The 13,895-nt window shown below is 43.2% G+C and carries 11 protein-coding genes; all 11 read left to right on the top strand.

All coding sequences use genetic code 11. The features are described from left to right. Nucleotides 1-152: 152 nt before the first annotated feature. The 11 genes from pth (at nt 153) to lysS (ending at nt 13,423) form a co-directional block, all read left to right on the top strand. Nucleotides 153-716 carry an aminoacyl-tRNA hydrolase gene (pth, locus tag AC1EKL_RS07415; RefSeq protein ID WP_480189455.1) on the top strand — a complete coding sequence of 188 codons (564 nt, stop codon included), beginning with the start codon at nt 153-155 and terminating at the stop codon, nt 714-716. 23 nt (nt 717-739) lie between these two features. Beyond that, nucleotides 740-4,279 (top strand): transcription-repair coupling factor, encoded by a 3,540-nt coding sequence (mfd, locus tag AC1EKL_RS07410; RefSeq protein WP_480190264.1) that lies wholly within the window; start codon nt 740-742, stop codon nt 4,277-4,279. 10 nt (nt 4,280-4,289) lie between these two features. Further along, a complete protein-coding gene (locus AC1EKL_RS07405; protein ID WP_006917345.1) occupies nt 4,290-4,565 on the top strand; it encodes an RNA-binding S4 domain-containing protein in 276 nt (91 codons plus the stop codon). Between the two features lie 156 nt (nt 4,566-4,721). Then, nucleotides 4,722-5,093: an FtsB family cell division protein gene (locus AC1EKL_RS07400; protein WP_480172860.1), complete on the top strand. Its 372-nt coding sequence runs from the start codon at nt 4,722-4,724 to the stop codon at nt 5,091-5,093. A gap of 133 nt (nt 5,094-5,226) precedes the next feature. After that, nucleotides 5,227-5,730: a S1 domain-containing RNA-binding protein gene (locus AC1EKL_RS07395; RefSeq protein WP_480189453.1), complete on the top strand. Its 504-nt coding sequence runs from the start codon at nt 5,227-5,229 to the stop codon at nt 5,728-5,730. Further along, the gene (gene tilS / locus AC1EKL_RS07390) at nt 5,730-7,076 is read left to right on the top strand and encodes a tRNA lysidine(34) synthetase TilS (RefSeq protein WP_480189452.1); all 1,347 of its coding nucleotides are present in this window, start codon (nt 5,730-5,732) and stop codon (nt 7,074-7,076) included. Before AC1EKL_RS07395 ends, tilS begins: the two co-directional genes overlap by 1 nt. 15 nt (nt 7,077-7,091) lie before the next feature. Further along, nucleotides 7,092-7,643 (top strand): hypoxanthine phosphoribosyltransferase, encoded by a 552-nt coding sequence (gene hpt, locus AC1EKL_RS07385; protein ID WP_480189451.1) that lies wholly within the window; start codon nt 7,092-7,094, stop codon nt 7,641-7,643. Between the two features lie 85 nt (nt 7,644-7,728). Further along, complete coding sequence (gene ftsH, locus AC1EKL_RS07380) at nt 7,729-9,855, top strand: ATP-dependent zinc metalloprotease FtsH (protein WP_480189450.1); 2,127 nt, start codon at nt 7,729-7,731, stop codon at nt 9,853-9,855. A 104-nt stretch (nt 9,856-9,959) separates the two neighbouring features. After that, nucleotides 9,960-10,847, top strand: a complete 888-nt coding sequence (hslO, locus tag AC1EKL_RS07375) for an Hsp33 family molecular chaperone HslO (protein ID WP_480189449.1) — start codon at nt 9,960-9,962, stop codon at nt 10,845-10,847. A 57-nt stretch (nt 10,848-10,904) separates the two neighbouring features. Then, nucleotides 10,905-11,909, top strand: coding sequence for a tRNA dihydrouridine synthase DusB (gene dusB / locus AC1EKL_RS07370; protein WP_480190263.1), 1,005 nt, complete (start codon nt 10,905-10,907; stop codon nt 11,907-11,909). 14 nt (nt 11,910-11,923) lie between these two features. Beyond that, the gene (lysS, locus tag AC1EKL_RS07365) at nt 11,924-13,423 is read left to right on the top strand and encodes a lysine--tRNA ligase (protein ID WP_480189447.1); all 1,500 of its coding nucleotides are present in this window, start codon (nt 11,924-11,926) and stop codon (nt 13,421-13,423) included. Nucleotides 13,424-13,895 lie beyond the last annotated feature (472 nt).

Below are 13,895 nucleotides of genomic sequence, written 5' to 3'. Positions count from 1 at the left end.
TACCATCATCATACCATAAAATTAAAAAATCATGAGAAAACAAATCAGGAATTTTGCATTCGGTGATGCTAGGGTATAATGGTAATAATAAAGCTGGGCAAAGGGCGGAATGCTCTGGCGCGGCCTTTTTGTAGTTCAAAGGAGATTTTAAAATGAAAATGATTGTTGGGCTTGGTAATGTGGGGACCCGTTATGATGAAACTCGTCATAACACCGGATTTATGGTTGTGGAACAACTGGCGCGTGATTATCATTTAGGCGCCTTTAAACATGCCAAAAATATTGAAGCCGTTGTTGTTTCTGGAATGATTGACGGTCAAAAAGTCATGCTGGTCAAGCCAACGACCTTTATGAATGATTCCGGGCGAGCTGTTAAACCATTGATGGATTACTACGATATTCCCCTGGAGGACATGGTGGTTGTGAATGACGACTTGGATACGCCAGTGGGCAAGGTCCGTTTGAAAACGCACGGAAAGTCTGGTGGCCATAATGGGCTCAAAAGTATTATTCACTACATTGGCACGGACAAGTTTAATCGAGTCAAGTTAGGCATTGATCATCCAGCTCATGGGACCGTGGTAAGCCATGTGTTAGGAAAATTTAGTAAGGATGAACGACCTCAATTTGATGAAGCTGTGATTACGGCTGAACATGCCCTCGAAGATTGGGTACATGGGGAAAACTTTGCAGAACTAATGAACGATTATAATTAATGAATTAAAAAGGAGGGAGCTATTTGCAACTTGAAGAATTTGTCGCTAGCACACCCCAATTTAAAAAGATTCAAGCTGGATTGCAAGATGGTGGTCGACAATTAGTGACGGGGGTTGGTGGTTCTGCCAAGACGGCTTTGTTAGCCACCATTCAGCAAAACAGTACGACACCTCAAGTGGTAGTGTGCGATAGTTTATTTCACATGCAGTCGCTCGCCGCTGACCTAGAAAATTTATTACCAGAGACGGCGGTTTACCAGTTTCCGGTTGAAGAGTCACTAGCGATGGAGATTGCCACAAGTTCTCCTGACTTTCGACTGCAACGGGTTCAGGCAATGAACGCTTTGCTGAATGGACAGTCAGCAGTGATTGTGACGGCAACCGGTGGTTTGCGCCGGCCGTTGGTGGCACCCGAAGTCTTTAGTGATGCTCAGTTGGAGATCAAAATTGGTGCGGAAATTGATCCACAACAAACAGCGCAAAAATTGATGATGATGGGTTATCAACGCCAAAAGATGGTAATGGCACCGGGTGACTTTGCAGTTCGGGGCTCGATCATTGATATTTACGCGCTGAATACCAAGTACCCGGTCCGGATTGATTTATTCGACACTGAAGTTGATTCATTGCGGTATTTTGAAGCGAACAGTCAACGCAGCATCGAGAATGTTCAAGCAGTAACGGTGTTGCCAGCCACAGATTTGATTGTCGATCAACAACGGTTGACAAAATTACAGCAGCAATTAACCACAGAATACGAAACGTTGCACGATCAGGCCAGTGATGAACAGGATGCTCGCCAAATTGAGAACCATTTTCGGCCCCTGCTCGAGAGTTTAAAAGCCGGTAATTTAGAGAATGGATTATTAACGTATGCAGATATGGTTTATCCACAGCCGGCTAATTTGTTAGATTACCTGCCTGCGGATGGGACTTTAATCGTAGATGATTTTTCACGAATTAAAGAAACTGATCGAGACTTGAAAACGGATGAACAACAATGGTTGCAGGAACGAATGAGTTATCATCAACGACAAAATGGTGGCCAAATCGGGAATGATGCTGGCGAAGTGATTACATATTCGCAGCAGGCGGCATTGTTTCTTGCCCTCTTCAAAAAGGGAATGGGAGCACTTCGCTTTAAGCAGATTGTCGAATTGACCACCCGTTCCATGCAGCAATTCTTCGGTCAGATGGAGTTGTTAAAAACCGAATTACAACGTTATAAAGAGCAGGGTGAGACGGTAGTCATCATGACAAAGAGTGATGAACGACGGCGTCAGGTTGCCCAGACCCTGCAGGATTTTCAAGTGGCTGCACTGGAGACTGATTTTGCAGATCTCCAGCTACATAAAATTCAGTTGGTGGCCGCTAATCTTAACCATGGGTTTGAAATGCCGGCGGCCCAATTAGTGGTCATTACTGAAGCGGAAATGTTCAAGCAGGTTAAAAAGCGGCGTCCCCGGGCACAAAAGCTGGCGAATGCGGAACGGATTAAAAATTATACTGACTTGAAGCCCGGTGACTACGTTGTGCATGTCAATCATGGAATTGGAATTTTTGCGGGCATTAAAACGATGACGGTCGATGGGGTTCATCAGGATTACATCGTAATTGACTATCGTGACCATGCCCAAATTTTTGTTCCTGTGACGCAATTAAATCTGGTGCAAAAATACGTTTCTTCCGAATCAACGAAACCGCACATCAATAAACTAGGCGGCAATGAATGGGCCAAAACCAAACGTCGGGTCGCACAAAAAGTTGAAAATATTGCAGGGGACTTAGTGGATTTATATGCCCAACGAAAGACGGCCAAGGGCTTTGCTTATCCCAAAGATGATTATTTACAAGAAAAATTTGATCATGAATTTCCGTATTCTGAAACTAAGGACCAACTGCGAAGTATCAATGAAGTTAAGGCTGACATGGAAAAACCAAAGCCGATGGATCGCTTGCTGGTTGGGAACGTCGGTTATGGGAAAACTGAAGTAGCACTCCGAGCTGTTTTTAAGGCAGTCGCTGGTGGTAAACAGGTTGCCTTTCTAGTTCCTACCACGATTTTGGCTCAGCAACACTACGATACGATGCGGGAACGGTTTGAGGGCTTCCCAGTGAAGATCGAAATGATGTCACGTTTCCGGACGCCCAAGCAAATGAAGACCATCGAAAAAGGTTTGGCGGATGGTTCCATTGACGTGGTTGTTGGAACCCACCGCTTACTGTCGAAGGATGTTCATTTCAAAGACCTCGGTCTGTTAATCATTGATGAGGAGCAACGCTTTGGGGTTAAACATAAGGAAAAGCTAAAACAGTTGAAATCTAACGTTGATGTTTTAACGCTAACGGCGACGCCAATTCCACGGACTCTGCACATGTCGATGCTCGGTGTCCGAGATTTATCGGTTTTAGAAACGCCGCCAGTGGGCCGCTTTCCAATTCAAACCTACGTTTTAGAGCAAAACTGGTCAGCAATCCGTGATGGCATTCTTCGTGAAATGAAGCGTGGCGGTCAAGTTTATTACTTACATAATCTAGTTAATGATATTGAGCACGTTGTTAACGAAATTAAAACACTGGTTCCTGAAGCACGGGTGGCCGATATTCATGGTCAAATGAGTGAGGCTCAACTGGAAGGCGTTTTGTATGACTTTATTCGTGGTGAGTATGATGTGTTAGTTACCACTTCCATTATTGAAACTGGGGTGGATATTCCAAACGTCAACACGTTATTTGTTGAAAATGCTGACCGCATGGGGTTAGCCCAGCTTTACCAAATTCGGGGACGAATTGGGCGCAGCAACCGGGTGGCCTACGCATACTTTATGTATCAACCAAACAAAGTTTTGACGGAGCCCGGAGAGAAACGACTGGCAGCTATTCGCGATTTTACAGAATTGGGGAGCGGATTTAAGATTGCCATGCGCGATTTGGCAATTCGGGGTGCTGGTAATCTGTTAGGTAAACAACAGCATGGTTTTATTGATTCTGTAGGGTATGATTTATATTCGGATATGTTAGCGGACGCCGTTGCTAAGAAACAGGGACATCAGCGGCCCAAAACTACCAATACAGAAATTGATGTGGCAGTCGAAGCATACTTGCCAAGTGATTATGTGAGTGATCAGCGACAAAAGATCGAATTATATAAGCAGATCCGCAAGGCGCAAAGCAAGGATGAATTGTTAGACCTGCAAGGAGATTTGATTGATCGCTTTGGGGAATATGGTCAGCCCGTTGCAAACCTGTTATTGATTGGTGAATTAAAGATGAATGCTGATCAGGCCATGCTGACGAAGATTAAACAAAAGGGGGACGATATCCACCTGACGTTTGATCATCAAGCCAGCCAGTATGTGAAGGCGGCCGATATTATCCAAGGAGTTGCCCAAACCCGTTTTAAGTCTACTTTAGGGACTACTGATGATGGTGCAATTACTGTGCGGTTAATCATTCAGCCGAAGATGACCCAGCAGGATTGGCTGCAACAACTTTTAAAACTAGTTGAGTATTTAGCGGATCTTGTGCAGGATGCTCAGGATAAGCAAGATATAAAGAAATGAGGAAAAATACATGCGTTTAGATCGATTTTTAAAAGTTTCACGAATTATTAAGCGACGAACCATTGCTAAAAAAATTGCCGATCAAGGACGGATTTTGATTAATGATAAAGTGGCTAAATCATCAACGGATGTTCGCGCTGGTGATGTACTAACGATTAAGTTTGGCAATAAAACGGAACAGGTCAAGGTTAACCAAATCCTTGAAACAACTAAAAAGGCAGAAGCCGAAAATATGTATGAAATTTTAGACGTTAGTTATGCGGAAAATTTTGATGACCAAATTTAACGTCCGCTAAATTGAAGTTCAAAAGCTTAGTAAAATTATTAGAGATTTACTAGTAATTTAGGGACTTTTCTGCTACGATTTATTATAAAAGTTGTAGACATTTTGTTGGCTTGATTGGTATACTTTATTACTGATAAGCAAAGCGGGGATTATGTAATGAAAAACCAGTTTAAAAATAACATTACAAAATTAAATACTCCCTTTACTCGGCAACGCGAGCTGGAGCAAAGCAGTGAACAGGCCTATCGTTATCGGGTTCATATGCGTCGGGCAAAGGTTATTTTGGGAATTTTTATCGTTTTATTCCTGATCTTGGCAATCCAAATTATTGGAACCAAACGGGAATTGGGGAAGGTTAATCACAACATTGCGAAAGCCAATGTGACCCTCACGAATAAAAAGGCCACCAATACTAAGCTGAAAAAACAAGTCAAAAAAATGCATAATCCAAGCTATCTGCAGGAATTGGTTCGTGAAAAGTATAATTATGCGAAGGACGGCGAAACAATTTATAATTTCGTCAAGTAGCAATAATGAACGGGGCGGGAGATTTCCAGCCCCGTTCATTGTTTAATGGCGGTAGAGACTATTAATTTAACCATTGGGTATGCTATACTCGGGTAGATTAAAATTTTATTAGAAGTAGGAGGATTGCTAGTTCATGGCAATTGAAGAAGGAGCTAAGGTTACTGGTAAGGTATCAGGCATTACTAACTTTGGGGCATTTATTGATTTAGCTGATCACCAGACCGGATTAGTTCACATCAGTCAGGTATCAAATCATTACGTCAAGGATATTCATGATGTCCTCTCAGTGGGGGATGAGGTCACGGTCAAAGTGATTAAAGTGGCGGATGATGGCAAGATTGCCTTATCAATTAAAGCAGCAGAAGAACAAAAGAGTGACCATCATCATGAGCGGCATGACCATCATGAACATCGATCAGCAAATGAACATCACGGAGTTCATGAGCGTGGTACCCAACGATCAGGACATTTTCAACGAAGTCACCACGGAGCCCAAGGTGGCTTTGGCGGACGCCATGAAAAGAGTCACTTTGACGATATGCTAGCAAGCTACATGAAAGAGAGTGAATCACGACTGTCAACGTTAAAACGGCAAACTGATGGCAAGCGTGGCGGCGGTGGTGGTCGGCGGAGCTAATGACTGATCAACTTTATTTGACAGTAAAACGGTGCCTAGAGCGGTACCGTTTTTTTTCGTTGAAGCAACCGCTGGTGGTTGCCGTTTCTACCGGTGTTGATTCAATGACTTTACTCCAAGTGCTTAACGCACTATTACCAGCCAATCAGGTGGTGGTGGCTCATGTCAATCACCATTTGCGAGCGCAAAGTCAGCAGGAAGAACAGTTTTTGCGGCAGCGATGTCAACAAATGGGAGTTCGACTTTATGTTGACCAGTGGGAAAAACATCCGCAGCATGGTATTGAAAATGCGGCACGTCAGGAGCGGTACCGTTTTTTCGCCCAGGTAATGCACGAAACGAAGGCAGCTTATTTACTGACTGCCCATCATGAAAATGACCTTGCGGAAACGATGCTGATGAAGCTATTGCGAACTGGAGATGTTACCGCTACTGTCGGGATTCGTGAGGCCCGGCCGTTTGCAAATGGACAATTGTTGCGGCCGTTTCTGCGAGTTACCAAAAAATCATTAATTGAGTATGCTCGTGCACATCAATTGAAGTGGTATGAAGATGCAACAAATCATGAAAACATGACGCTGAGAAATCGGGTTCGCCATCACTATCTTCCTGAATGGGAGCAAGAAAATCCGCGGATGGTGGAACACCTGCTTAAGTTTCATGACCAGTTAACGGAATTATTAACGATGAAGGATGCCATCGTCACATCGCTTATAACTAAGCTAGTTCACAATGGTCAACTAGATATCGCCAGTTACCAACAACAAGAGCCGCTGATTCGGCGTTGGCTACTATATCGCTGGATTAATGATCAAGGAATGTTTGATCTACAAGAGCAGCGCAGTCACCAAATTGACCATTTTTTGTGTAATCAACAGTCGCCATCTTCAACAATGATGATTAGTAGTGATTTACAGTTAATTAAGAACTATCAGCGGGCAGAACTAAAAAAGGTTCAGAATTTACCCACAAAAAAGCAAAAAGTTAGTGGTTTTATGGTAAAATTTGACCATTGGTACACGGGGCCTGCTGGTGAGCAATGGGGGATTTTTAGTCACCCACAAGCGCACACAATTGCTGAGGTATGGCTAGCTAGCGATCAGCTGCCGTTAAGGGCCAGACCGTGGCAGGCGACGGATCGGATTCGGCTTAAGTCGGGTCATCATCAAGCAATCCGCCGGGTTCTAATTAACCAAAAAGTACCACTTGACCAGCGACAGCAACAGTTAGTGGTTGTTGATCGGCTTGATCAAGTGCTTTGGTTAATTGGTCACAAAACGGCCTGGCTGGATCGGCAGCAAGTTCGTGACCAACGGTATGAAAAGAGATATTTTTGTCAAAAATAGATACGGGAGAGAACGATGAATAACGATATTGAACGCGTCATTTATGACCAACACCAAATTGACCAGCGGGTCAGTGAGCTTGCCAAAGAATTGAATCATGATTATGCTGGTAAGCGGGATATAGTTGTGGTTGCGGTCTTAACCGGGGCAATTATGTTTACGATGGATCTTTACAAGCGTCTTGATTTGTATGCCCACATTGATTTTGTAGATGTTTCCAGCTATCAAGGAGGGACTTCTTCGACGGGTTCAGTAAAGTTATTGCACGACCTAAAAAATGACATCAAAGGAAAAGATGTGATTATCTGCGAGGATATTGTGGATACTGGCCGTACCCTCAAGTTTCTGATTGATTTACTCAAAGACCGCGGTGCTAACAGCATCAAGATTTGTTCCATTTTTGACAAGCCGGCTGGTCGGGTCGTTGATGTTCAAGCTGATTACGTTGGTTTTGATGTACCGAACGAATTTTTAGTAGGTTACGGACTAGATTATCAAGGGTTGTATCGTAACCTACCATATATTGGGGTTTTAAAGCCCAGTGTGTACCAAAAAAAACATGATTAAAATATTGGTCAGTGATGGTCAAATATGCTATTATGAATGCACTGTAATCAATAAGCACCAACACTGCTAGGAATAGGAGGTTGTTATGAACAACAATCGTAAAAATAACGGATTTACTCATAACGTGCTCTTCTATGCAGTTATCTTCCTGTGCATCATGGGAATTGTTTACTTTTTCTTTGGCGGCAATAATAATGGCGGCCAAAGCAAAAACGTTTCCCAGACTCAGTTTGTGACTGCGTTACGTAAGAATCAGGTTAAGAGTTTCCAAGTTCAACCAAATGGTGGTGTTTACAAAGTTACGGGGACTTATCGAAAGCCGCAAAAGATGTCTAGCGACAATCAAGCTGGTTTTTCCTTAATGAACCAACACTCAAGCACCACGACCAATTTCCAAAGTTCTGTTTTGCAAAGTGACGTGACGGTTAACCAATTACAAAAGTATGCGGATAAAAATAACGTTAAGATCACTACGCATCCAGAAGAGTCCAATAGTATTTGGGTTAACTTGTTAGTCACGGCCTTACCAATTGTAATTATGATCCTCTTCTTCTATATGATGATGGGTCAAGCAGGGCAAGGCGGCGGCCGTGGAGTGATGAATTTTGGTAAAACCAAGGCCAAACCATCTAACTCCAAAGATAACAAGGTGCGCTTCTCAGATGTGGCCGGTGAAGAAGAAGAAAAACAAGAACTGGTCGAAGTTGTTGAATTCTTGAAAGACCCGAAGAAGTTTATGAAATTAGGTGCCAAGATTCCATCTGGGGTCTTGCTGGAAGGACCTCCAGGTACTGGTAAGACTTTGCTAGCCAAAGCCGTTGCTGGTGAAGCGGGTGTACCATTCTATTCAATTTCTGGTTCGGACTTCGTTGAAATGTTTGTCGGGGTCGGTGCTAGTCGTGTCCGGGATCTTTTTGATCAAGCCAAAAAGAATGCACCATCGATCATTTTCATTGATGAAATTGATGCCGTGGGTCGCCGCCGTGGTAACGGCATGGGTGGTGGCCATGATGAACGGGAACAAACCTTGAACCAACTGTTGGTTGAAATGGATGGTTTTCAAGGCGATGAAGGAGTCATTGTTATGGCTGCTACGAACCGTTCCGACGTCCTTGATCCAGCCTTGCTGCGTCCTGGCCGGTTTGACCGGAAAATTCTGGTTGGTCGACCAGACGTTAAGGGCCGGGAAGCTATTTTACGGGTTCATGCCAAGAATAAGCCGTTGGCACCAGATGTCGATTTGAAGGAAATTGCTAAACAAACGCCAGGTTTTGTCGGGGCAGATTTAGCTAACCTGTTAAACGAGGCAGCGTTGTTAGCGGCCCGCCGGAATAAGACCGAAATTGATGCATCTGATGTTGATGAGGCTGAAGACCGGGTAATTGCAGGTCCAGCTAAGCGAGATCGAGTAGTTTCACCACAAGAACGCAAGACAGTGGCATACCACGAAGCTGGGCACACCATTGTTGGGTTAGTTCTGAACGATGCACGAGTCGTTCATAAGGTAACGATTGTTCCTCGTGGACGAGCTGGTGGTTATGCCATCATGCTGCCAAAGGAAGACCAGATGCTAATGAGTAAGAAGAATGCTGAGGAACAAATTGCTGGTCTGATGGGTGGTCGTGCTGCCGAAGAATTGATTTTCAACTCCCAATCATCTGGGGCTTCAAATGACTTTGAACAAGCAACCCAGATCGCTCGTTCTATGGTCACCCAATACGGAATGAGTGACAAGATTGGGCCAGTCGAACTACAGAGCTCTGGTCAAGTCTTTACTGGTCAAGGTTATGATCAGTCGCCATATTCAGAAAAGACCGCGGCCTTAGTTGATGAAGAAGTTCGGCGGATCTTAACTGAAGGTCATCAACGGGCATTGCATATTATTGAAACGCATCGTGATCAACATAAGCTGATTGCGGAAGCATTGCTGAAGTATGAAACGCTTGATGAAAAGCAAATTCTCAGCCTTTACAAGGACGGGAAGATGCCAGAAAAGGATGTTGAAGCTGCGGAAGATGAACAGCGGGCAGCAACTTTTGAGGAATCAAAGCGTGAATTAGAGCGTCGAGAAAACGCAAAGAGTGATCAAGAAAAAGCGGATGAACTACCAGACAGTTCTGATGAGACGGTTGCTCCAAAGAGTAGTTATGACAATTCATCAACTAATGGTGAAGATAAAACTACCGACCATCATTCTACAGATGATGATTAATGATTAATTAAATTGAAGGAATTGTGCCAAGCAAGCACAATTCCTTTTTTAGTAGTCATTTAATGATAAAATAGGTGCAGATATTTTAACTGGAGGAGTTAAAGATGACGGAAGATTATTTAGTAAAAGCAGTGGCAGAAAATGGCATGTTTCGTGCTTATGCGGTCAACGCGACGCACTTGGTAGCGGAGGCCCAAAAAATTCACGGTACTTGGAGTGCCGCTTCGGCAGCGCTTGGCCGGACGTTGATTGGAACATTATTATTGTCAACATCTGGTTTACAAGGTGATGCAGGTTTAACTGTTAAAATTCAAGGCAATGGTCCAGTTGGCTTTATTGTGGCAGACGGGACAGCCAATGGAACGGTTAAGGGCTATGTTCACAACCCTCACGTAAATTTACCGCTGAATAGTAAGGGAAAGATTGATGTGGCTGGAGCAGTCGGTCATCAGGGAACGTTAGCAGTTACCAAAATGAATCCAGGTGATAAAACGCCATATACTGGAGAGGTTGACCTAGTTTCTGGTGAGTTAGGTGATGATTTTACTTACTATCTCGCACAGTCAGAACAAATTCCGTCCGCAGTTGGGTTATCCGTGTTTGTTGAAAAGGATGATCAGATTGGGGTTGCTGGTGGATTTATGGTTCAAGTATTGCCGGGAGCGAAAGATGAACAGATTGAAGAATTGGAAAAATCAATCAAAGACTTACCACTTGTGTCAGAAATGCTTCGGGATGGTGATACACCGGAAGATATTTTAAAGCGTATCTTTGCTGGGAAGGAATTAAAGATTTTAGATAAAATACCGGTGAAGTACCAATGTAATTGCTCAAAGGAACGTTTTGCTAAGGCCTTGGCCAGTGTGAAAAAGGCCGATTTACAAGAGATGATTACGAAGGATCATGGCGCGCAAGCGGTCTGCCAATTCTGTGGCAAAAAGTATGAATTTACAGAAGATGAATTAAAGGCAATGATTGCTGCACAAAAATAGTTTGCATTGCTGTGATACAATAGTGATTGTGATTTTTGTAGAGAAGGAGGAAAGCTCATGGAATGGCACATTGGGGACGTTAAAATTCCCAATCAAGTCGTTGTGGCACCGATGGCGGGGGTCACAAATAAGGCCTTTCGGGTAATTTGTAAAAAATTTGGTGCTGGTTACGTAGTTTGCGAGATGATTTCTGATCGCGGGATTATGTATCATAATAAAAAGACCTTGTCGATGACGACAGTGGATCCGCATGAACATCCGATGGGAATCCAGATTTTTGGTGGCACCAAGGAGACTTTAGTTGAAGGGGCTAAGTTTATTGATCAACACACGGCTGCCGATGTGATTGATATCAATATGGGGTGCCCGGTCAATAAAGTTGTGAATACTGATGCTGGAGCACGGTGGTTACTTGATCCCAACAAGGTGTACGAGATGGTTTCTTATGTCGTGGATGCTGTTCAAAAACCGGTGACCGTTAAAATGCGGACTGGCTGGGATGATAAACACATTTTTGCGGTTGAGAATGCACTGGCAGCAGAACGAGCAGGTGCTTCGGCAATCGCAATGCATGGTCGAACCAGAAAACAAATGTATACAGGACATGCTGATTGGGATATCCTAAAAGAAGTGGCCGGACAATTAACAATTCCGTTTATGGGTAATGGGGATGTCAAAACTCCAGAAGACGCCAAACGGATGTTAGATGAAGTGGGTGCTGATGCTGTGATGATTGGTCGGGCAGCAATGGGTAACCCATGGATGTTGACCCGGACAGAACATTATTTGGAAACTGGGGAGTTACTACCAGAAGCGACTCCTCAACAAAAGATCCAGACCGCTAAGGAACACTTAGCAGCGCTTTGCAATTTAAAGGGTGAGTATGTTGGAATCCGTGAATTTCGCGGTCAGGCGGCCTACTATCTCAAAGGAATTCCACGGTCTGCACGGACTAAGGTTGCGTTAATGTCGGCGACTAAACAGGCCGAGGCCGATGAAATTTTTGACCGTTTTTTGGATCAATACGAAGAACGACTTGCTAAGAAGCAAACCACACAGTAAGAGGAGGATTATTGATGGCAAAGGAAGAAAAGTTAAATGATCAAATGCTTGTCCGTCGGCAAAAGATGGACGCATTGCGTGAGCAAGGGATTGACCCATTTGGGCACCGTTTTGCACCGGATCACGATATTTCAACAGAAATTCGGGCAAAGTACGGTAATGATAGTGAAGAATTATTAGCTCAACAACAAAACGAAGTGACAATTGCTGGTCGAATGATTGCCAAGCGGGGTAGTGGGAAGGCTAGTTTTGCTGACTTGCTAGATCGTGGCGGCAAGATTCAATTTTATGTTCGTCAAGATGTTGTTGGTGAAGAAACGTATCAGCTGTTTAAAGATTCAGATATTGGTGACTTCTGGGGAATCACTGGTGATGTAATTAAGACCCGGATGGGTGAATTAACGATTCGTGCACGTAAAATGACTTTCTTGACGAAGGCTCTGCGTCCGCTCCCAGATAAGTACCATGGTTTGCAAGACCCTGAATTAGTATATCGTCAGCGGTACTTGGATTTAATTACCAACCGTGACAGCTTTGAACGCTTCCAGACCCGGACTAAGATCATTAAGGCAATCCGGAACTATATGGATAGTAACGATTTTACGGAAGTTGAAACACCAATTTTGGAAAACGTGGCATCAGGTGCCGAGGCACGGCCGTTTATTACGCACCATAATGCCCTTGACATTGATATGTATATGCGAATTGCTACTGAATTACGCCTAAAGCGTTTGATTGTTGGTGGCATGGAACGGGTTTACGAACTCGGCCGGATTTTCCGAAATGAAGGAATGGATCCGCACCATAATCCAGAATTTGACACGATGGAAACCTATGCTGCTTACTTCGATTTTAATGATGTTATGCAGGAAACCGAAGGAATCTTTAAGACCGCTGCCAAAGTAGTTAGTGATGATCTTAAGGTTAATTATCAAGGGACAGAACTTGATTTCAGCAAACCATTTGAGCGGATGCACATGGTCGATGCCATTAAGAAGTTCACTGGGGTAGACTTCTGGCCTGAAATGACTGTTGAAGAAGCTCGTAAACTGGCTGATGAAAATGGAGTTCAGTATGAAGATTGGTGGAAAGTTGGTCATATTATCAACGCCTTCTTTGAAGATAAGGTGCAGGATCAGCTAGAACAACCGATCTTTATCTATGGCCATCCAAAGGAAATTTCACCATTAGCACATTTGAACCGTGAAGATCCACGATTTACGGATCGGTTTGAGCTGTACATTTTAGGGAATGAATACGCAAATGCCTTTACAGAATTAAATGATCCAATTGATCAGCTGCAGCGTTTTGAAGCGGAAGCAAAGGAACATGCTGAAGGTAATGATGAATACCAACCAATTGATGAAGACTTTGTAGAAGCGCTCGAATATGGGATGCCACCAACAGGGGGACTCGGTGTTGGAATTGATCGGTTAGTAATGTTGATGACGGATGCCAAGTCTATCCGGGATGTTTTACTTTTCCCAACGATGCGGCCAAAGACGAATAACTAAAATAAAGAAAAGTCATTTTTTGACTTTTCTTTATTTTTTTATTGTTAGGTATTTAGTTTGAAAAGAGGAATGATTAAGTAGTATGAGCTGAAAAAGTTCACAATTTATGGATAATATATGATGCATTTTGCATAAAGTTCGTGGTATTGCAGATTTGTAGTTTGGCTATCAAGAAAAGAGTGTTGACTTTTAATGCTTGGTTCTTTATAGTATATAAGCGTTGTTACGACAGCTTGTTGTTTCAACGAAAAATATATCAAATTTGATGTTGACGATGAGATATCAATATGATATATTTTAAAAGTTGTCAGTTTTAATTGACTTCTTCAAAAAAGTTGTTGACAAATTCTTGATAACGTTGTAATATAACAAATGCTTTCTGAGTTATCAGTCAGCATGGTAGACCTTTGAAAACTGAATAAAGTTTCGACGAATCAAATGTGTAGGGTCTTTGATCGGAAGATCAAAGCAA

The organism is Limosilactobacillus sp. C0001E2, from assembly GCF_056590915.1.
The sequence above is the reverse complement of the archived record's forward strand: the minus strand, read 5'-3'. Positions and strand labels throughout refer to the sequence as shown.

What these genes read in the sequence shown, in the direction of transcription:
- pth (WP_480189455.1), top strand. Translation starts at nt 153, where the DNA reads ATGAAAATGATTGTTGGGCTTGGTAATGTGGGGACCCGTTATGATGAA.
- AC1EKL_RS07405 (WP_006917345.1), top strand. Translation starts at nt 4,290, where the DNA reads ATGCGTTTAGATCGATTTTTAAAAGTTTCACGAATTATTAAGCGACGA.
- AC1EKL_RS07400 (WP_480172860.1), top strand. Translation starts at nt 4,722, where the DNA reads ATGAAAAACCAGTTTAAAAATAACATTACAAAATTAAATACTCCCTTT.
- AC1EKL_RS07395 (WP_480189453.1), top strand. Translation starts at nt 5,227, where the DNA reads ATGGCAATTGAAGAAGGAGCTAAGGTTACTGGTAAGGTATCAGGCATT.
- tilS (WP_480189452.1), top strand. Translation starts at nt 5,730, where the DNA reads ATGACTGATCAACTTTATTTGACAGTAAAACGGTGCCTAGAGCGGTAC.
- hpt (WP_480189451.1), top strand. Translation starts at nt 7,092, where the DNA reads ATGAATAACGATATTGAACGCGTCATTTATGACCAACACCAAATTGAC.
- ftsH (WP_480189450.1), top strand. Translation starts at nt 7,729, where the DNA reads ATGAACAACAATCGTAAAAATAACGGATTTACTCATAACGTGCTCTTC.
- hslO (WP_480189449.1), top strand. Translation starts at nt 9,960, where the DNA reads ATGACGGAAGATTATTTAGTAAAAGCAGTGGCAGAAAATGGCATGTTT.
- dusB (WP_480190263.1), top strand. Translation starts at nt 10,905, where the DNA reads ATGGAATGGCACATTGGGGACGTTAAAATTCCCAATCAAGTCGTTGTG.
- lysS (WP_480189447.1), top strand. Translation starts at nt 11,924, where the DNA reads ATGGCAAAGGAAGAAAAGTTAAATGATCAAATGCTTGTCCGTCGGCAA.